The sequence below is a fragment of the Citrobacter farmeri genome (genome assembly GCF_019048065.1).
GTDB classification, from domain to species: domain Bacteria; phylum Pseudomonadota; class Gammaproteobacteria; order Enterobacterales; family Enterobacteriaceae; genus Citrobacter_A; species Citrobacter_A farmeri.
Map to the genome: position 1 here is coordinate 753407 of NZ_CP077291.1, position 19462 is coordinate 772868.

The following is a 19462-nucleotide window of genomic DNA, read 5'->3' on the forward strand; positions in this document are numbered from 1 at the left end:
AGAGGATGCAAGATAATTGGTGCGAGGGGGGGGACTTGAACCCCCACGTCCGTAAGGACACTAACACCTGAAGCTAGCGCGTCTACCAATTCCGCCACCTTCGCACAGTCATCTTACTTTTTGATATCGCCTCGTTGGTGCGAGGGGGGGGACTTGAACCCCCACGTCCGTAAGAACACTAACACCTGAAGCTAGCGCGTCTACCAATTCCGCCACCTTCGCCCAGTGCGAGCAATATCAACGTGGTTTATGGTGCGAGGGGGGGGACTTGAACCCCCACGTCCGTAAGGACACTAACACCTGAAGCTAGCGCGTCTACCAATTCCGCCACCTTCGCATACCATCGATTCTTAAAAAGAATCGCTACCACGGAGGCGCATTCTAGTGGTTTTACGCTATTCGTCAATAGTTAATTACGTGGGGTAGCGGTGATTGCTGCAAAAACGGCCATTCGCATGGCCGTTATCGTGACATCACGCTTTTTTCGCCTGGCGGGTCATGACCGTGCGATACACCTTGAAGCGTCCGGTCTGAGCGATGACCTCGTGGAAGCCAAAGGTCTCATCCAGTACCTGCGGATACGGCAGGAAGGCGTTAGCGACAATGCGCAGTTCACCACCGCTGTTCAGGTGACGTACGGCATCGCGAATCAGGGTTTGCGCGGCATCAAGGCTGGTTTGCATACCGTCATGGAACGGCGGGTTGGAGATGATCATATCAAACCGGCCCGTCACTTCGGAGAAGACGTTGCTGGCGAAGACCTCGCCCTCAATGCCGTTTGCAGCCAGCGTGGCGCGACTGGCTTCAACCGCCGGTGCCGCAACGTCGCAGAGGGTTAAACGCACTTTCGGGGAGTGGCTGGCAAGTGCTGCGGAAAGTACGCCTGCGCCGCAGCCGACGTCCAGCACTTTGCCTTTGGTATGCGGCGTCAGGGTGGACAGCAGCAACTGGCTACCAACATCCAGACCATCGCGGCTGAATACGCCCGGCAGCGTTTTTATCGTCAGCCCCTCAACAAGGTATTCACCCCAGTATTTTTCTGCGTCAAAAGTTGGCTGTTTGTCCAGACGGCCATGATACAGCCCGCAGCGACGAGCACTGTCGATTTTGTTCAGCGGGGCATACCCGGCCAGCATTTGCTCAGCGCTGCGCACGCCGCTGCGGTTTTCGCCGACGACAAAAATGTCAGTGCCAACGGGCAGGAGTGACAGAATATTCATCAGCTGGAACTGGGCTTCCGGTTTGTTTTTCGGCCAGTAGTAGATAAATGTGTCGCAGTCGGCAACGTCTTCCGCTTGTGCAACAAGGCTAAAGCGCGCGTTGTCACCCATCTGGCGGTTTAACACCTGCCAGTGGTGGAACTGCTGCGTATGCACGCGGCTGGCGGCGCTTTCAAAACGCGCGGGCAGGTCATCCTGCAAATCTCCGGCAAACAGAATACGGCTTTGTTCGAAATCATCACTGTGGCGCAGCAAGACTTCACTTGCCGGGGTAAAAGCAGACATGGAAAACTCCTTAATTCATACAGCGGGCGATTATAGACGTTTGATGGCGTCTATTCGACTAATTTGCTATATTTGCGCCCCTGGATACAGGAGCGATTCGCTATGACAACCCGACGAGACTGGCAGTTACAGCAACTGGGCATTACCCAGTGGTCGCTGCGTCGCCCCGGCGCGTTGCAGGGAGAGATCGCGATTTCCATTCCTGCGCACGTCCGTCTGGTGATGGTAGGTGAAATATTGCCGCCGCTGACTGAACCTCTGATTAGCGATATTCTGCGCGCATTAACCCTGAGCCCCAATCAGGTTTTGCAGGTGACGCCGGAACGCGTTGCGATGCTGCCACAGGGGAGTCGCTGCAACAGCTGGCGGCTGGGCACAGAAGCGCCGCTGTCACTGGAAGGTGCGCAGGTTGCAACGCCGGCATTTGATGAATTGCGGGCAAACCCAACGGCACGCGCCGAACTATGGCAACAAATCTGCACACATGAACACGATTTCTTCCCTCAGTCAGAGTGATTTACCCGCCGCATTTCAGATTGAAAAGCGCGCCCATGCGTTTCCCTGGAGCGAACATACTTTTGCCAGTAATCAGGGAGAACGCTATCTCAACTATCAATTGACGGTTGAAGGGAGAATGGCGGCGTTTGCGATTACGCAGGTTGTGCTGGATGAAGCTACGCTGTTCAACATTGCCGTCGATCCCGATTTTCAGCGCCGGGGATTAGGGAAAGCGCTGCTGGAACATCTCATTGATGAGTTAGAAAAACGCGGCGTTCTGACGCTGTGGCTGGAGGTACGCGCCTCCAACGTTGCCGCCATCGCACTGTATGAAAGCTTAGGCTTTAACGAGGCAACGATTCGCCGCAATTATTACCCGACCGCTGACGGTCGTGAGGACGCCATCATAATGGCACTGCCAATCAGTATGTAAAAGAAGGTGTAATGATGAAGTGGGACTGGATTTTCTTTGATGCCGATGAAACGCTGTTCACGTTTGACTCGTTTACTGGCTTACAGCGGATGTTTCTTGACTACAGTATTACCTTTACCGCTGAAGATTTTCAGGACTACCAGGCCGTGAATAAACCGCTGTGGGTGGATTATCAGAACGGCGCGATCACCTCATTACAGCTTCAGCATGCCCGCTTCCAGAGTTGGGCGGAACGGTTAAAGGTTGAGCCGGGCTCGCTTAACGACGCCTTTATGAATGCGATGGCCGAAATTTGTGCGCCGCTGCCGGGAGCCGTTTCGCTGCTCAATGCGATTCGCGGCAAAGCCAAAATTGGCATTATTACTAACGGCTTCACCTCCTTGCAGCAGATCCGTCTGGAACGTACGGGACTTCGCGACTACTTTGATTTGCTGGTCATTTCAGAAGAAGTGGGTGTGGCAAAACCGGATCCGAAGATTTTTGATTACGCCCTGGCGCAGGCGGGCAACCCCGATCGCGCCCGGGTGCTGATGGTGGGGGATACCGCCGCGTCCGATATTCTCGGCGGCATCAACGCCGGGCTTGCGACCTGCTGGCTGAATGCGCATCATCGCGAGCAGCCGGAAGGCATCGAGCCGACCTGGACCGTATCGTCATTACACGAACTGGAGCAGCTCCTGTGTAAACACTGATTGCCTCCCCCCCGTTGATGGGTAAAATAGCCGCAATTTTTCGTATTCAACATGCGCGGTGCGACGCCGCGTTTACTCAAGAAGAATGAACTATGACGTTGTCTCCTTTTTTGCAGGAGGTGGCCAAGCGCCGCACTTTTGCCATTATTTCTCACCCGGATGCCGGTAAAACAACCATTACTGAGAAGGTGTTGCTGTTCGGACAGGCAATCCAGACTGCCGGTACGGTAAAAGGCCGTGGTTCCAGTCAGCATGCAAAATCAGACTGGATGGAAATGGAAAAGCAGCGTGGGATCTCCATTACCACCTCCGTCATGCAGTTTCCATATCATAACTGTCTGGTCAACCTGCTTGACACCCCGGGGCACGAAGACTTCTCCGAAGATACCTATCGTACCCTGACGGCGGTGGACTGCTGTCTGATGGTGATCGACGCCGCGAAAGGCGTCGAGGATCGTACCCGCAAGCTGATGGAAGTGACCCGTCTGCGTGATACGCCGATCCTGACCTTTATGAACAAACTCGACCGCGACATCCGTGACCCGATGGAGTTGCTGGACGAAGTGGAGAACGAACTGAAAATCGGTTGTGCGCCGATCACCTGGCCAATTGGCTGCGGTAAATTGTTCAAAGGGGTTTATCACCTTTATAAAGATGAAACCTACCTGTATCAGACGGGTAAAGGCCATACCATCCAGGAAGTGCGCATTGTTAAAGGTCTGGACAACCCGGATCTCGACGCGGCCGTTGGCGACGATCTGGCGCAGCAGCTGCGCGACGAACTGGAACTGGTGAAGGGTGCCTCGAACGAGTTTGATAAAGAGCTGTTCCTGGCCGGCGAAATTACCCCGGTCTTCTTTGGGACCGCGCTGGGTAACTTCGGCGTTGATCACATGCTGGATGGTCTGGTGGAGTGGGCGCCTGCGCCAATGCCGCGCAAGACCGATACTCGCGTGGTGGAAGCGGAAGAAGAGAAGTTCACCGGCTTCGTCTTTAAAATTCAGGCCAACATGGATCCGAAACACCGTGACCGCGTAGCGTTTATGCGCGTCGTCTCCGGCAAGTACGAAAAAGGCATGAAGATGCGTCAGGTCCGTATCGGCAAAGACGTGGTGATCTCTGACGCGCTGACTTTTATGGCTGGCGACCGTTCGCATGTGGAAGAGGCTTACCCGGGCGATATCCTCGGTCTGCACAACCACGGTACTATCCAGATTGGCGATACCTTCACCCAGGGCGAAATGATGAAGTTCACCGGCATTCCGAACTTCGCGCCGGAACTGTTCCGTCGTATTCGCCTGAAAGATCCGCTGAAGCAGAAACAGTTGCTGAAAGGTCTGGTCCAGCTCTCCGAAGAGGGCGCTGTGCAGGTATTCCGACCAATCGCCAACAACGATCTGATCGTGGGCGCGGTTGGTGTGCTGCAGTTCGACGTGGTGGTTGCTCGTCTGAAGAGCGAGTACAACGTTGAGGCCATTTATGAGTCTGTCAACGTGGCGACCGCTCGCTGGGTGGAATGTGCTGACGCGAAGAAATTCGAAGAGTTTAAACGTAAGAACGAAGTTCAACTGGCGCTCGATGGTGGCGATAATCTGACCTACATCGCTCCAACGATGGTGAACCTTAATCTGACGCAAGAGCGTTATCCTGACGTTCAGTTCCGCAAGACGCGCGAACATTAATCTCCCTTCAGGGCGCGGCTGCCGCTGCGCCCTGCGACTTTTCCTGCCTTATTAGCCCCTTGCGGAATGTTCTTAAATCCCTCTGTTTTGCTTATGACCGCCTGTTTTTTGCGCAATTCGCCGCGCTTTTTCAAAATTGTGATCTATATTTAACAAAGTGATGACATAAATATTGGCTTTAAATACCGTTCAATGCGTGAATCTAAGTGCTTAAAGCTAATGTCTATTGTAGTCACGATATTAATAACTGACTCAGAGAGGCACCTGTCAGCGCATCATCATCACTTTTTGTGTTTTGTGATTGTGACCGCCGCCATTGACTTCTGAGCTGGGTGAATTTTTCACCACATTCAGCAATGCAACCCTATGTTGCCTGGGCTCAAATTATGAGCAAACCATACAGGAATAAATCGATGACTATGACAAGACTGAAGATTTCTAAAACTCTGCTGGCCGTGATGTTGACCTCCGCTGTGGCAACGGGTTCTGCGTATGCAGAAAACACCACCATGGATAAAGCGCAATCCGGTGTAGAAAGTGCAGGGCAGAAAGTCGATAGCTCTATGAATAAAGTCGGTAATTTCATGGATGACAGCGCCATTACCGCGAAAGTAAAAGCGGCACTGGTGGATCATGAAAGCATTAAAAGCACCGATATTTCCGTCAAAACCGACCAGAAAGTCGTGACGCTGAGCGGCTTCGTCGAAAGCCAGGCGCAGGCGGAAGCGGCCGTGACCGTGGCGAAAGGCGTTGAAGGCGTCACTTCCGTCAGCGACAAACTCCACGTTCGCGACAGCAAATCAGACTCCGTGAAAGGCTATGCAGGCGATACGGCAACGACCAGCGAGATCAAGGCGAAACTGCTGGCGGATGACATCGTTCCTTCCCGCAAAGTGAAAGTTGAAACGACCGATGGCGTGGTGCAACTTTCCGGTACCGTCGATTCTCAGGCGCAAATAGAGCGTGCTGAGAGCATTGCGAAAGCCGTTGATGGCGTAAAAAGCGTCAAAAACGATCTGAAAGCGCAATAAGTCTTCGTTTTCTCCTCCGGCCCGGGTCGGAGGACGTCATGAGCACTACACAAACAATAGCGTGAATGAGCAGCCTGAGCGCTCATATCAAGCGGTCGACATTAACTATGGTAAAGGAGAAGCGTATGTTTCGTTGGGGCATTATATTTCTGGTTATCGCGTTAATTGCCGCCGCTCTGGGATTTGGTGGACTGGCCGGTACTGCAGCGGGCGCGGCGAAAATTGTCTTCGTCGTCGGGATTATTCTCTTCCTGGTCAGCCTGTTTACAGGGCGTAAGCGGCCCTAGCGTGTAAACCGCACAACGATTTTGTTGGCAAGCCAGTCCGGTGGACTGGCTTTTTTGGTTTTAGCCGCCGTCTGTTTGCGTTATTTTGGCACATTACGTAATAAGAAACAGGAAGGCAGAGGTGGGGCAGCGTATACCCGTCACGCTCGGCAATATTGCGCCGTTGTCATTAAAAACGTTCAAACCGGGTCGCCTGGCGTTGGTCTGTGAGGGCGGCGGGCAGCGTGGCATCTTTACAGCTGGGGTACTGGATGAGTTCATGCGCGCGCAGTTTAATCCGTTCGATCTCTATTACGGCACTTCTGCGGGGGCGCAAAATTTGTCGGCCTATCTGTGCAACCAGCCCGGCTATGGGCGCAAAGTCATCATGCGCTATACCACCAAACGGGAATTCTTCGACCCGGTGCGCTTTGTGCGCGGCGGGAATCTGATCGACCTCGACTGGCTGGTGGAGTCCACGGCGAGCCAGATGCCGTTGCAGATGTATACGGCCTCGCGCTTGTTCGAAACGGGGAAATCGTTCTACATGTGCGCCTGTCGGGGGGATGACTACACGGCCAACTATTTCTCTCCCAATACGCAAAACTGGCTCGATCTGATCCGGGCGTCCAGTGCGATCCCTGGGTTCTATCGCAGCGGCGTATCACTGGAGGGGATCAATTATCTCGATGGTGGGATCAGTGATGCGATCCCGGTTCGCGAAGCCGTGAAGCAGGGGGCGAAAACGCTGGTGGTGATCCGCACGGTGCCTTCGCAAATGTATTACACCCCACAGTGGTTCAAGCGGATGGAACGCTGGCTGGGCGAAAGCAGTCTGCAACCGCTGGTCAATCTGGTCCAGCATCATGAAGCCAGTTATACGGAAATTCAGCGATTCATTGAGAAACCGCCGGGCAAACTGAAAATATTTGAAATCTATCCGCCGAAGCCGCTGAAGAGCATGGCGCTGGGAAGTCGTATTCCGGCCCTGCGGGAAGACTATAAAATTGGCCGACTGTGCGGGCGCTATTTCCTGGCGACCGTGGGAAAAATGCTGGCAGCTGAACCGCCGTTATCGCGCCACCTGCCGCAGGTCGTCACGCCGGTGCCGGTGGTAATCCCGCCAGCGCCGGTAGCCAACGATGTCCATGTAGCGGCGGTGAGCAATGCGCCTCAGGCTAACGATACGACATTCAGTAATGAGGATCTGGCGTGAGTTTTCGCTTTATCGACACCCACTGTCACTTTGACTTCCCACCTTTTACGGGGGATGAAGCCCACAGTCTGCAACTCGCGGGCGAAGCGGGTATTGAGAAGATCATTATTCCGGCTACCGCAGCGGAAAACTTTGCTCGCGTTCTGGCGCTGGCGGAACGATTTTCTTCGTTGTATGCCGCGCTGGGACTGCATCCCATTGTGATTGAGCAACATACCGACGAGGATCTTGCGCGTCTACAACAGACGCTGGAGACGCGGCCGACAAAAGTGGTCGCCATTGGCGAGATCGGCCTGGATCGGTATCGCGACGATCCGCAATTTGCCAGGCAAGAGCGGTTTCTGGAGGCACAGCTACAGCTGGCCAGGCGCTACGATTTACCGGTGATCCTGCATTCCCGGCGTACGCATGACACGCTGGCAATGCATCTTAAGCGTCAGGATCTGCCGCGAACCGGCGTGGTGCACGGTTTCGCTGGCAGCCTGCAGCAGGCAGAGCGTTTTGTGCAACTGGGCTATAAGATTGGGGTAGGAGGAACGATCACCTATCCGCGCGCCAGTAAAACCCGCGATGTGATGGCGCGACTGCCGCTGGAGGCGCTGCTGCTGGAGACCGACGCGCCGGATATGCCGCTGAATGGTTTTCAGGGGCAGCCAAATCGTCCGGAGCAGGCGGCGAGAGTGTTCGACGTGTTATGCGAACTGCGCCCGGAGTCTGCAGAGACGATCGCTGAGGCGCTGTATCGCAATACGACCACATTGTTTGATGTATAAGCGATCATACGATTGATTGGCCCACCATCCAGTAGTTGCATGCCTGATGGCGCTTCGCTTATCAGGCCTACGGTCTGCATATGTAGCTTTTGTAGGCCGGATAAGGCGTCAGCCGCCATCCGGCAGGTCATAAATACAACGCCGGAAAGATCAGATTATCCACGCCGCGTTGCTGTAATGTCGTTGCCAGTTGCTGCACGTCGTTCGGTGTAGCGCTCGCCCATTCACTCGCTTCTCCAAAGACCCCATGCGCATGAAACGCATTTAACCGCACTGGCACATTGCCCAATTGCGAAATAAAGACCGCGAGTGAATCGATGTGCTGTAGATAATCCACCTGCCCGGGAATCACCAGCAGACGCAGTTCCGCCAGTTTTCCCCGCTGGGCCAGCAGCGTAATGCTACGCTTGATCTGCGCGTTATCCCGGCCGGTGAGTGCAATGTGGCGCGCGCTATCCCAGGCTTTGAGATCGAGCATCGCGCCATCGCAAACTGGCAGCAATTTCTCCCAGCCGGTTTCGCTCAACAACCCATTGCTGTCGATGAGACAGGTCAGCGACTGGAGTTGGGGATCGGCCTTGATAGCCGTAAATAACTCCACAACGAAAGGCAACTGGGTTGTGGCTTCGCCGCCGCTGACGGTGATCCCCTCAATGAACAGTGAAGATTTGCGGATCTGGCGCAGCACCTCGTCAACACTCATCGTCTGTGTCATCGGTGTCGCCTGCTGCGGGCACATCTGCAAACAGGTATCGCACTGTTCGCAGACATCGGCCTGCCAGACAACTTTACCGGCACTAAGACTCAGCGCCTGATGCGGGCACTGCGGGACGCACTCGCCGCAGTCATTGCAGCGTCCCATCGTCCACGGGTTGTGGCAATTCCTACAGCGCAGATTGCACCCTTGCAGAAACAGGGCCAGACGACTGCCTGGCCCGTCCACACAGGAGAAAGGAATAACCTTACTAACGGAAGCGCATCTGTTGTTCATGACTCACGACACGAGGTTGGCGTTCCAGAATATGCGTATTGCGCGCGGCCTCTTCACCCAACCAGGTGGTATTGGTTCGCGAGCCTTCGGCGCGGTATTTTTCCAGATCGGACAGACGCACCATGTATCCCGTGACGCGGACCAGATCGTTGCCGCTAACGTTGGCCGTAAACTCGCGCATTCCGGCTTTGAACGCGCCCAGGCAGAGTTGTACCAGCGCCTGCGGGTTGCGCTTGATGGTCTCATCGAGCGTCAGAATGTCGCTAATACCGGACTGATAATGGGCATGATGCGGGGCGACGGTCTGTAAGTGAGTGATCGGATCCGGTTCATCACCATAGGGCAAACGTGCGCCTGGGGTAGTGCCGATATCTGAACTGATCCCCGACTGGGCGTGCAGCATGGCACGCTGCTGCCAGCCATATTTCACCGGTGTGTTTTCAACAAAATCAGCAAGCTGGGCGCTGATGCGATAGCCCAGATCGTTCGCCGTCTCATCTTTGCCGTAGCGCGCGTTCATGCCCGCTCTTTCACACAGCAGATTAACCGCTTCCGCCAGACCATACATGCCGAACATCGGCACAAAACGGTGTGGATCGATCAGTCCTTCCTGCACCAGGAAGCTATTCTCAAAGAAATGTGACTTTTCATAGAGGAACTCACATCGCGCATCGATGATGGCGATTTGCTGCTGACAATAGTATGGCAGCGTGCGGTTAAAGAAGTCATCGACAGAGGTACTGCGCTCGGCAATGGCTTTCAGGTTGAGTCGAACCAGCGTGCTGCCGCCACCGGCAAGCGGCAGAGAGTTGTAACAACTGACGATGCCATAGCGACCTTTTGTGAAAATTTTATCATTTATCGGGCCGTTGGAAATATGCGGCTTGCTGCATTCGCAGATATTTTTCGCCACTTCCAGCAGGAGATCATCGGGTGTGATCTCTGGGTCGTAGATGAACGTCAGGTTAGGCGCAACCTGCTTTAACTCTGCGTCGGCGCGTAAAATGGCCCGCGTGATGGGCGTATCAGCGGGGCCAATATTCGCATGCATAAATGCATCAGGCAGCGTTCTGTCGAGATAACGCCAGAAACGTTTTATTCGAATATCGATCGCTTCTTGTGTTAGAATTTTCACATACGGTTGCAGCAGCGTATCCAGTTGCCCCAGGTAAACCGGCATCGATGTAACGGAAGGCACGTGGTGATACAGAATGGTCAGCAGGGACAGCGCATCGTCCAGATCTTTCGCCCCTTCCAGTTCCAGCCAGGCTGAACCGTTGGCCAGAAAGCGAGCGTAATCGGGAAGTACATAGCGTGGTTTATACGGCGCGTGACCTTCGAACATATCGCAGATAACGCCATCGTCCAACGCCTGGCGCGCCCCGGCAGGCAGTGCTGGATAAGGCAGATTGTTCTCGGCTTCCAGGGCGAGAAAATGGCGTTTCTGTTCCGGACTGAGGAGTGAGCTGGTGACGATTTGTTGGCAGCGTTGTTGCAGCGCGGTTTCATGGGTCGTGGGCATCGTGATTCCTTTATCGGCCGAAGATCATCATGTCATTGTAGAAAGATGTGCTGTCAGCTCTTTGATCCTGATGCGCCTGAGTGGAGAAGATATCGACAGAAAAGAGAGATTGTTTGAAGTAGATCTCATTACAGTAATGCAAATTTGTACGTAGTTTTCATTAACTGTGATGTATATCGAAGTGTAATGGCGAGTGGATGTTAGAATACTAACAGACTCGCAAGGTGAGTATTTTATACGGCGATGCCGTTGGAGAATGTTATGAGCGATTTAACTGCAAGCAGCCTGCGCGCACTGAAACTGATGGACCTGACCACCCTGAATGACGACGACACTAATGAAAAAGTGATCGCGCTGTGTCATCAGGCGAAAACCCCGGTCGGCAACACTGCGGCGGTCTGTATCTATCCGCGTTTTATTCCGATTGCACGTAAAACGCTGAAAGAGCAGGGCACACCGGATATCCGTATTGCGACGGTTACCAACTTCCCGCACGGCAACGACGACATTGAGATCGCGCTGGCGGAAACCCGTGCGGCGATTGCCTACGGGGCCGACGAAGTGGATGTGGTATTCCCGTACCGTGCGCTGATCGCCGGTAACGAACAGGTCGGTTTCGATCTGGTTAAAGCCTGTAAAGACGCCTGTGCGGCGGCAAACGTGCTGCTTAAAGTGATCATCGAAACGGGTGAGCTGAAAGAAGAGGCATTGATTCGTAAAGCGTCTGAAATTGCGATTAAAGCCGGTGCTGATTTCATCAAAACCTCTACCGGTAAAGTGCCAGTGAACGCCACGCCGGAAAGCGCACGCATCATGATGGAAGTGATCCGCGATATGGGCGTCTCCAAAACGGTTGGTTTCAAACCGGCAGGCGGCGTGCGTAGCGCAGAGGATGCACAGCAGTTCCTCGCTATCGCTGACGAACTGTTTGGCGCTGACTGGGCGGATTCCCGTCACTACCGCTTTGGGGCATCCAGTCTGCTGGCCAGCCTGTTGAAAGCGCTGGGTCACGGGGACGGTAAGAGCGCAAGCAGTTACTAAGTTTGAATTGCCCATCGTAGGCCGGATAAGGCGTTAGCCGCCATCCGGCATCAATACGACTCGCCGGGAAGCACATTGCTTACCCGGCTCTAATCGGGAGGTTAACGTGTTTCTCGCACAAGAAATTATCCGTAAAAAACGTGATGGTCATGCGCTGAGTGATGAAGAAATTCGTTTCTTTATCAACGGTATTCGTGACAACACTGTCTCTGAAGGGCAGATCGCCGCCCTGGCGATGACCATTTTCTTCCACGATATGACTATGCCGGAACGCGTTTCGCTGACGATGGCAATGCGGGATTCAGGAACCGTCCTGGACTGGAAGAGTCTGAATCTGAACGGTCCGATCGTGGATAAACACTCCACCGGCGGCGTGGGCGATGTGACGTCGTTGATGCTTGGTCCAATGGTAGCGGCCTGCGGCGGCTACATTCCGATGATCTCGGGACGCGGACTGGGTCATACCGGCGGAACGCTCGACAAACTGGAAGCGATCCCGGGCTTTGATATCTTCCCGGACGACAACCGTTTCCGCGAAATCATTAAGGACGTGGGTGTGGCGATCATTGGGCAAACCAGCTCGCTCGCACCGGCGGACAAACGTTTTTATGCCACCCGCGATATCACCGCGACGGTGGATTCCATCCCGCTGATCACCGGTTCCATTCTGGCGAAAAAACTGGCGGAAGGGCTGGATGCGCTGGTGATGGACGTGAAAGTCGGCAGCGGTGCGTTCATGCCGACCTATGAACTCTCTGAAGCGCTGGCGGAAGCGATCGTTGGCGTGGCGAACGGCGCGGGCGTGCGCACAACTGCACTGCTGACCGATATGAACCAGGTGCTGGCCTCCAGCGCGGGTAACGCAGTGGAAGTGCGCGAAGCGGTGCAGTTCCTGACCGGTGAGTACCGCAACCCTCGCCTGTTCGAGGTGACGATGGCGCTGTGTGTTGAAATGCTGATTTCCGGCAATCTGGCGAAAGATGATGCCGAAGCGCGTGCGAAACTACAGGCAGTGCTGGATAACGGTAAAGCGGCTGATGTCTTTGGGCGCATGGTCGCCGCCCAGAAAGGCCCAACCGACTTCGTTGAGCACTACGCGAAATACCTGCCGACGGCAATGCTCAGTAAAGCGGTTTATGCTGATAGCGAAGGGTTTGTCAGTGCAATGGACACTCGCGCGTTGGGCATGGCGGTAGTGTCGATGGGCGGCGGTCGTCGCCAGGCTTCGGATACCATTGATTACAGCGTCGGCTTTACCGATATGGCCCGTCTGGGCGACAGCGTTGACGGGAAGCGTCCGCTGGCGGTGATCCACGCGAAAGATGAAACCAGCTGGCAGGAAGCGGCGAAAGCCGTCAAAGCGGCAATTATCCTTGACGATAAAGCGCCGGAAAGCACACCAACGGTCTATCGTCGTATTACCGAATAGCGATATACTGATCTGATCGCTTTTTTGCAGCGCAGATGAATGGAGAACAAGATGAAACGTGCATTTATTATGGTGCTGGACTCCTTTGGTATTGGTGCGACGGAAGACGCGGATCGCTTTGGCGACGTCGGTTCCGACACCATGGGGCACATCGCTGAAGCCTGTGCCAAAGGCGAGGCTGACAACGGTCGTAAAGGCCCTCTGAATCTGCCAAACCTGACCCGTCTGGGTCTGGTGAAAGCACATGAAGGGTCTACCGGTAAAATCGCAGCCGGTATGGACGCTAACGCGGAAGTGATTGGCGCATACGCCTGGGCGCATGAGCTTTCTTCCGGTAAAGATACGCCGTCTGGTCACTGGGAAATCGCCGGTGTGCCGGTTCTGTTCGACTGGGGCTATTTCAGCGATCACGAAAACAGCTTCCCGCAGGAACTGCTGGATAAGCTGGTCAAACGTGCGAACCTACCGGGCTATCTTGGTAACTGCCACTCTTCCGGTACGGTGATACTGGACCAGTTGGGCGAAGAGCACATGAAAACCGGCAAACCGATTTTCTATACCTCCGCTGACTCCGTGTTCCAGATTGCTTGTCACGAAGAGACATTTGGCCTGGATAAACTTTACGAGCTGTGTGAAATCGCCCGTGAAGAGCTGACCGAAGGCGGCTACAACATCGGTCGCGTTATCGCTCGTCCGTTTATCGGCGACAAAGCGGGTAACTTCCAGCGTACCGGCAACCGCCACGATCTGGCCGTTGAACCGCCTGCGCCGACCGTGTTGCAGAAACTGGTGGATGAGAAAGACGGTCACGTGGTTTCCGTCGGTAAAATCGCGGATATCTATGCCAACTGCGGCATCACTAAAAAAGTGAAGGCCACGGGGCTGGATGCACTGTTTGACGCCACCGTCAAAGAGATGAAAGAAGCCGGTGATAAGACGATTGTCTTCACTAACTTCGTGGACTTCGACTCCTCCTGGGGCCACCGTCGCGATATCGCCGGTTATGCCGCCGGTCTGGAGTTGTTTGACCGCCGTCTGCCGGAGCTGATGGAACTGGTAGGTGAAGATGACATTCTGATCCTGACTGCTGACCACGGCTGCGATCCGAGCTGGACCGGTACCGATCACACCCGTGAACACATTCCGGTGCTGGTGTACGGCCCGAAAGTGAAACCGGGCTCGTTAGGTCACCGTGAAACCTTTGCGGATATCGGTCAGACGCTGGCGAAATACTTTGGTACGTCCGACATGGAATATGGCAAAGCCATGTTCTAAGGTCATTGCCGGGTGGCGGCTGCGCCTTACCCGGCCTGCAAAACCGTAGGCCCGGTAAGCGAAGCGCCACCGGGCAAAAAAACTCAAATTAAAAGGGAACTGAAGATGGCTACCCCACATATTAATGCAGAAATGGGCGATTTCGCTGATGTTGTTTTGATGCCAGGCGACCCGCTGCGCGCCAAGCACATTGCGGAAACTTTCCTTGAAGATGTGCGCGAAGTGAATAACGTTCGCGGCATGTTAGGTTTCACCGGGACTTACAAAGGCCGTAAGATCTCCGTGATGGGGCACGGTATGGGTATCCCGTCCTGCTCTATCTACACCAAAGAACTGATCACCGATTTCGGGGTGAAGAAAATCATTCGTGTAGGCTCCTGTGGTGCTGTACGCGCCGACGTGAAACTGCGTGACGTGGTGATTGGTATGGGTGCCTGCACCGATTCCAAAGTGAACCGCATCCGTTTCAAAGACCATGATTTTGCTGCAATTGCTGATTTCGGCATGGTGCGTGACGCGGTGGAAGCGGCGAAAACGCTGGGTGTGGACGCGCGCGTCGGCAACCTGTTCTCTGCGGATCTGTTCTACTCTCCGGACGGCGAAATGTTCGACGTGATGGAAAAGTACGGCATCCTGGGCGTGGAAATGGAAGCGGCGGGTATCTACGGCGTGGCGGCAGAATTCGGCGCGAAAGCACTGACTATCTGCACCGTGTCTGACCACATCCGTACGCACGAGCAGACCACGGCTGCTGAGCGTCAAACTACGTTTAACGACATGATCAAAATTGCCCTGGAATCCGTTCTGCTGGGCGACAAAGCGTAATTGTCGTTCAGGACAGTGTAGGCCCGGTAAGCGTAGCGCCACCGGGCAAAAAAGCCGGGTGGCGGCTTCGCCTTACCCGGCTTACAAACCGCATTGATATTATCGAACCGCTTTCATAATCCACGCCGACAGTTCCCGTAGCTCTTTTTCCTGTTCCGGGAAATCGGCCAGCAGCACCTCGCACTCCTGCTGCAGACTATCCGCACGATACAAACAGCCCTGTAAACGTCCCGCCAGCGCTTCTAACGGTGCCGGATTGAGACTGTCGGTAAAGACCTGAGCACGGGTGATATGTCCTTTCTCAACGTCAAAGTGCAGTTCAACGCCCCCCCAGGTAAAACGCTCATCCAGCAGATGCGAAAAGGCCGGCGCCTGACCGAAGTTCCACTCCCAACTGCTCTGGCGGGTGAAGGTTTCGGCGAAGTTCGGCAGATCGGGCGTGTTGTCCGGAGAAATAATCTCAGGTGTCACGCGCTCATCGTAATGCGTGAAAAAGGCTTCAGTCACCGCCGCGCAAACCTGTTCATGCGTGATCCCCGGTAGCAGTTCGGTGAGATTTGCTACTCGCGAACGGACGGAGGTAATCCCTTTGGCCGCCAGTTTCTTTTCATCCGGATTCAGATAATTTGCCAGTCGGCTGAGATCGGCACTCAGCAACAGCGTGCCGTGGTGAAAACCACGATCTTTGGTTTCACGATAGGCAGAACCAGAAACCTTACGGTCGCCCTCTGCTGTTTTCACCACCAGATCGTTACGCCCGGAGGCTTCTGCTGTAACGCCCAGTGCGTTAAGTGCATTCAGGACAATGGATGTCGAAATGGTCTTGTCGTATTCCGGTTTCCCGGCCATAAAGGTGAAACAGGTATTGCCGAGATCGTGGAACACCGCGCCACCGCCGCTACTGCGACGCGCCAGGCGCACGTTATCCTCTTCCATCCGCCGGGTATTGCACTCTTTCCACGGGTTTTGCGCACGACCAATGACGACCGTATCGGCATTGCGCCACAGAAACAGAACGCGCTGCGTGGCGGGCATTTGACGGAAAATACACTCTTCAACCGCCAGGTTAAACCAGGGGTCATAAGAGTCAGAAATAAGCAGGCGAAGTGTCGACATGTCAGTTTTCCTTTCCTGTAATGAATTACTCTTTTTTCTCGCTCTCTTCCTCTTCTGGCACCGACTTGTTGGCGGTTAGCAGGAAAGGCGATTGCTGCCAGCGGGTACGTTTACCCTGTAGCAGAGTACGGGTCAGCACCACGCCGATGGCCAGTGAAAGCAGCAGCATCAGGCGTAAAATATTGGTGGTGTTATCCACCTGTTTCGCTTCGGTGGCTAAGGTATGTGTATCCAGCGTCAGGCGCAGATAGCCCAGTGGACCATTTTTGCCCTGAATGGGTTCGACAATCTGCTGGTTGAAGTAGCCACCCGCTTTTTTACCGTCCAGCGCCAGACGGTCGCGTACATTCACGCTTTCGCCTGCCCGGGCGATCATATCGCCCTGGTCATCATAAACCCCGGCATCGAGAATGCGGCTTTCTTTCGTCAACTGTTGCAAAATGGTCTTGATGCGTTTTTCGTCGGGCGTTTCGGTACGCATCAGCGGCGCGATGTTCAGGGTTACCTGATGTGCCAGCGTACGGGCCAACTCTTCAAGCTGCGGATTTCGCTGTCGCTGGTGATTTTGACTGAACCAGGACGCGCCCTGCATGAGTGCAACAAGCAGGGCGAGACAGAACAATACAATCACTGCACGATGAAGTCGGAATTTCAGTTTTGCGCGAGCCATATTCCACCTGCTGAAAATTTGAGGCTTAATGTTGCCAGAAGCGATGGTTACAAGGTAGCCTCATGCGTTATTTTCCCCAGGATCCTTTCCGGCCCGAACGATTTTACAGGAGCTTTAATGCCTAACATTACCTGGTGCGATTTGCCTGAAGATGTCTCTTTATGGCCAGGTTTGCCCCTTTCTTTGAGTGGTGACGAGGTGATGCCACTGGATTACCACGCTGGACGTAGCGGCTGGCTGCTGTACGGACGCGGACTGGATAAACAACGCCTGACCCAGTACCAGAGTAAACTGGGGGCGGCGATGGTGATTGTCGCGGCGTGGTGTGTCGAGGACTATCAGGTCATTCGACTGGCCGGGTCGCTCACGCCCCGCGCTACGAAACTGGCGCATGATGCGCAACTGGACGTCGCGCCGCTGGGGAAAATCCCACATTTGCGCACCCCTGGCCTGCTGGTGATGGACATGGATTCCACCGCGATTCAGATCGAGTGTATTGATGAGATCGCCAAACTGGCCGGTACCGGTGAGATGGTGGCGGAAGTGACCGAACGCGCGATGCGCGGCGAGCTCGACTTCACTGCCAGCCTGCGTAGCCGTGTGGCGACGCTGAAAGGCGCAGATGCCAACATTCTGCATCAGGTGCGTGAAAGCTTGCCGCTGATGCCGGGCCTGACGCAACTGGTATTGAAACTGGAAACGCTGGGCTGGAAGGTGGCGATCGCCTCCGGCGGCTTTACCTTCTTTGCCGAGTATCTGCGTGAGAAACTGCGTCTGACAGCGGCTGTGGCGAACGAACTGGAGATCATGGACGGTAAATTCACCGGTAACGTGATTGGCGATATCGTCGACGCGCAATATAAAGCCAAAACGCTGACCCGACTGGCGCAGGAGTATGAAATCCCGATCGCACAGACGGTGGCGATTGGCGACGGGGCTAACGATCTGCCGATGATTAAAACGGCGGGGTTGGGGATCGCGTACCATGCCAAGCCGAAAGTCAATGAAAAGACGGAGATTACTATCCGTCACGCTGATCTGATGGGGGTGTTCTGCATTCTCTCCGGCAGCATGAACCAGAAATAATGAGGTAAACCGTGGCAAAAGCTCCAAAACGCGCCTTTGTATGTAATGAATGCGGGGCGGATTATCCGCGCTGGCAGGGGCAATGTAGCGCCTGTCATGCCTGGAACACCATCACGGAGGTGCGCCTGGCCGCGTCGCCCACGGTGGCGCGTAATGAGCGACTGAGTGGTTATGCCGGGAGCGCGGGCGTCGCAAAAGTCCAGAAGCTATCCGATATCAGTCTGGAAGAGTTGCCGCGTTTTTCCACCGGTTTTAAAGAGTTCGATCGTGTGCTGGGCGGCGGCGTCGTTCCTGGCAGCGCGATTCTGATCGGCGGTAACCCCGGTGCGGGCAAATCCACGCTGTTATTGCAGACGCTGTGCAAGCTTGCACAGCAGATGAAAACCCTGTACGTCACCGGGGAAGAGTCACTACAGCAGGTGGCGATGCGTGCGCACCGTCTTGGCCTGCCGACCAACAATCTCAACATGCTTTCGGAAACCAGCATTGAGCAGATCTGCCTGATTGCGGAAGAAGAGCAGCCAAAGCTGATGGTAATCGACTCCATTCAGGTGATGCACATGGCGGATATCCAGTCATCACCCGGTAGCGTGGCGCAGGTGCGTGAAACGGCAGCCTACCTGACTCGCTTTGCCAAAACGCGCGGCGTGGCGATTGTCATGGTGGGGCACGTCACCAAGGACGGCTCGCTGGCCGGGCCAAAAGTCCTTGAGCACTGTATCGACTGCTCGGTATTGCTGGATGGCGATGCCGACTCCCGTTTTCGCACTCTGCGCAGCCACAAAAACCGTTTTGGCGCGGTGAATGAGTTAGGTGTCTTCGCCATGACCGAGCAGGGACTGCGCGAAGTGAGTAACCCTTCGGCGATCTTCCTGAGTCGTGGCGATGAGGTCACCTCCGGCAGTTCGGTGATGGTGGTCTGGGAAGGGACGCGGCCATTGCTGGTGGAGATCCAGGCGCTGGTCGATCATTCCATGATGGCGAACCCGCGACGGGTGGCGGTGGGGCTGGAGCAGAACCGTCTGGCGATTCTGCTGGCGGTGCTGCATCGTCACGGTGGTCTGCAAATGGCGGATCAGGATGTGTTCGTCAACGTGGTTGGCGGCGTCAAAGTCACAGAAACCAGTGCGGATTTGGCGCTACTGCTGGCGATGGTCTCCAGTCTGCGCGACAGACCGCTGCCGCAGGATCTGGTGGTGTTTGGCGAAGTGGGGCTGGCAGGAGAGATTCGCCCGGTGCCTAGCGGCCAGGAACGGATTTCGGAAGCGGCAAAGCACGGCTTTCGTCGCGCAATTGTTCCGGCGGCCAACGTACCGAAAAAACCGCCAGAAGGGATGCAGGTTTTTGGCGTCAAGAAGCTGGCGGATGCGCTAAACGTATTTGACGACTTATAATGAGTGAAACGGAGGTT

19 protein-coding genes and 3 tRNA genes are annotated in these 19462 nt (G+C 54.9%); 14 read left to right on the forward strand and 8 right to left on the reverse strand.

Annotated features, from left to right (window positions below; all coding sequences use genetic code 11):
- Positions 1-17 precede the first annotated feature (17 nt).
- The 4 genes from I6L53_RS03515 to rsmC all read right to left on the reverse strand — a co-directional run bounded on the left by I6L53_RS03515 (position 18) and on the right by rsmC (position 1505).
- Positions 18-104 (reverse strand) — tRNA-Leu (locus I6L53_RS03515).
- Between the two features lie 31 nt (positions 105-135).
- Positions 136-222 (reverse strand) — tRNA-Leu (locus I6L53_RS03520).
- 28 nt (positions 223-250) lie between these two features.
- A tRNA-Leu gene (locus I6L53_RS03525) sits at positions 251-337 on the reverse strand.
- A 136-nt stretch (positions 338-473) separates the two neighbouring features.
- Positions 474-1505, reverse strand: coding sequence for a 16S rRNA (guanine(1207)-N(2))-methyltransferase RsmC (rsmC, locus tag I6L53_RS03530; RefSeq protein ID WP_042322027.1), 1032 nt, complete (start codon positions 1503-1505; stop codon positions 474-476).
- Positions 1506-1607: 102 nt separating this feature from the next.
- On the opposite strand from rsmC, the gene I6L53_RS03535 reads away from it, so the two are divergent.
- The 8 genes from I6L53_RS03535 (at position 1608) to I6L53_RS03570 (ending at position 8096) form a co-directional block, all read left to right on the forward strand.
- Positions 1608-2021, forward strand: a complete 414-nt coding sequence (locus I6L53_RS03535; protein WP_042322029.1) for a DNA polymerase III subunit psi — start codon at positions 1608-1610, stop codon at positions 2019-2021.
- Positions 1990-2436 carry a ribosomal protein S18-alanine N-acetyltransferase gene (gene rimI, locus I6L53_RS03540; RefSeq protein ID WP_042322031.1) on the forward strand — a complete coding sequence of 149 codons (447 nt, stop codon included), beginning with the start codon at positions 1990-1992 and terminating at the stop codon, positions 2434-2436. The genes I6L53_RS03535 and rimI overlap by 32 nt, the downstream gene beginning before the upstream one ends.
- A gap of 14 nt (positions 2437-2450) precedes the next feature.
- The gene (gene yjjG, locus I6L53_RS03545) at positions 2451-3128 is read left to right on the forward strand and encodes a pyrimidine 5'-nucleotidase (protein WP_042322722.1); all 678 of its coding nucleotides are present in this window, start codon (positions 2451-2453) and stop codon (positions 3126-3128) included.
- A 92-nt stretch (positions 3129-3220) separates the two neighbouring features.
- Positions 3221-4810: a peptide chain release factor 3 gene (gene prfC, locus I6L53_RS03550; RefSeq protein ID WP_042322036.1), complete on the forward strand. Its 1590-nt coding sequence runs from the start codon at positions 3221-3223 to the stop codon at positions 4808-4810.
- 413 nt (positions 4811-5223) lie between these two features.
- A complete protein-coding gene (osmY, locus tag I6L53_RS03555) occupies positions 5224-5841 on the forward strand; it encodes a molecular chaperone OsmY (protein ID WP_042322039.1) in 618 nt (205 codons plus the stop codon).
- A 125-nt stretch (positions 5842-5966) separates the two neighbouring features.
- Positions 5967-6128 carry a DUF1328 domain-containing protein gene (locus I6L53_RS03560; protein ID WP_003019081.1) on the forward strand — a complete coding sequence of 54 codons (162 nt, stop codon included), beginning with the start codon at positions 5967-5969 and terminating at the stop codon, positions 6126-6128.
- Positions 6129-6249: 121 nt separating this feature from the next.
- Positions 6250-7323 (forward strand): patatin-like phospholipase family protein, encoded by a 1074-nt coding sequence (locus tag I6L53_RS03565; protein ID WP_042322047.1) that lies wholly within the window; start codon positions 6250-6252, stop codon positions 7321-7323.
- Complete coding sequence (locus tag I6L53_RS03570; protein WP_042322050.1) at positions 7320-8096, forward strand: metal-dependent hydrolase; 777 nt, start codon at positions 7320-7322, stop codon at positions 8094-8096. The genes I6L53_RS03565 and I6L53_RS03570 overlap by 4 nt, the downstream gene beginning before the upstream one ends.
- 127 nt (positions 8097-8223) lie before the next feature.
- Here the strand turns inward: I6L53_RS03570 and I6L53_RS03575 are convergent, their stop codons facing one another.
- A complete protein-coding gene (locus tag I6L53_RS03575) occupies positions 8224-9087 on the reverse strand; it encodes a YjjW family glycine radical enzyme activase (protein ID WP_042322052.1) in 864 nt (287 codons plus the stop codon).
- Positions 9062-10609, reverse strand: a complete 1548-nt coding sequence (locus I6L53_RS03580) for a YjjI family glycine radical enzyme (protein ID WP_042322055.1) — start codon at positions 10607-10609, stop codon at positions 9062-9064. Before I6L53_RS03580 ends, I6L53_RS03575 begins: the two co-directional genes overlap by 26 nt.
- A gap of 261 nt (positions 10610-10870) precedes the next feature.
- Here I6L53_RS03580 and deoC point away from each other — a divergent pair, with 261 nt between their 5' ends.
- The 4 genes from deoC to deoD all read left to right on the forward strand — a co-directional run bounded on the left by deoC (position 10871) and on the right by deoD (position 15179).
- Positions 10871-11650: a deoxyribose-phosphate aldolase gene (gene deoC, locus I6L53_RS03585; RefSeq protein WP_042322726.1), complete on the forward strand. Its 780-nt coding sequence runs from the start codon at positions 10871-10873 to the stop codon at positions 11648-11650.
- A 106-nt stretch (positions 11651-11756) separates the two neighbouring features.
- The gene (gene deoA, locus I6L53_RS03590) at positions 11757-13079 is read left to right on the forward strand and encodes a thymidine phosphorylase (RefSeq protein ID WP_042322058.1); all 1323 of its coding nucleotides are present in this window, start codon (positions 11757-11759) and stop codon (positions 13077-13079) included.
- Between the two features lie 51 nt (positions 13080-13130).
- Entirely contained in the window at positions 13131-14354 is a 1224-nt protein-coding gene (deoB, locus tag I6L53_RS03595; RefSeq protein WP_042322060.1) for a phosphopentomutase, read from the forward strand.
- A gap of 105 nt (positions 14355-14459) precedes the next feature.
- Positions 14460-15179, forward strand: a complete 720-nt coding sequence (gene deoD, locus I6L53_RS03600) for a purine-nucleoside phosphorylase (RefSeq protein WP_042322729.1) — start codon at positions 14460-14462, stop codon at positions 15177-15179.
- Between the two features lie 99 nt (positions 15180-15278).
- Here deoD and lplA read toward each other — a convergent pair whose 3' ends face one another.
- Together lplA and I6L53_RS03610 are read right to left on the reverse strand one after the other, a co-directional pair.
- Entirely contained in the window at positions 15279-16295 is a 1017-nt protein-coding gene (gene lplA, locus I6L53_RS03605; RefSeq protein ID WP_042322063.1) for a lipoate--protein ligase, read from the reverse strand.
- Positions 16296-16320: 25 nt separating this feature from the next.
- Positions 16321-16965: a YtjB family periplasmic protein gene (locus I6L53_RS03610; protein ID WP_042322066.1), complete on the reverse strand. Its 645-nt coding sequence runs from the start codon at positions 16963-16965 to the stop codon at positions 16321-16323.
- A gap of 117 nt (positions 16966-17082) precedes the next feature.
- Here I6L53_RS03610 and serB point away from each other — a divergent pair, with 117 nt between their 5' ends.
- Both serB and radA read left to right on the forward strand, forming a co-directional pair.
- On the forward strand, positions 17083-18051 hold the full coding sequence (serB, locus tag I6L53_RS03615; protein ID WP_042322069.1) for a phosphoserine phosphatase: 969 nt from the start codon (positions 17083-17085) through the stop codon (positions 18049-18051).
- Positions 18052-18062: 11 nt separating this feature from the next.
- Complete coding sequence (gene radA / locus I6L53_RS03620; protein WP_042322072.1) at positions 18063-19445, forward strand: DNA repair protein RadA; 1383 nt, start codon at positions 18063-18065, stop codon at positions 19443-19445.
- Positions 19446-19462: the final 17 nt, after the last annotated feature.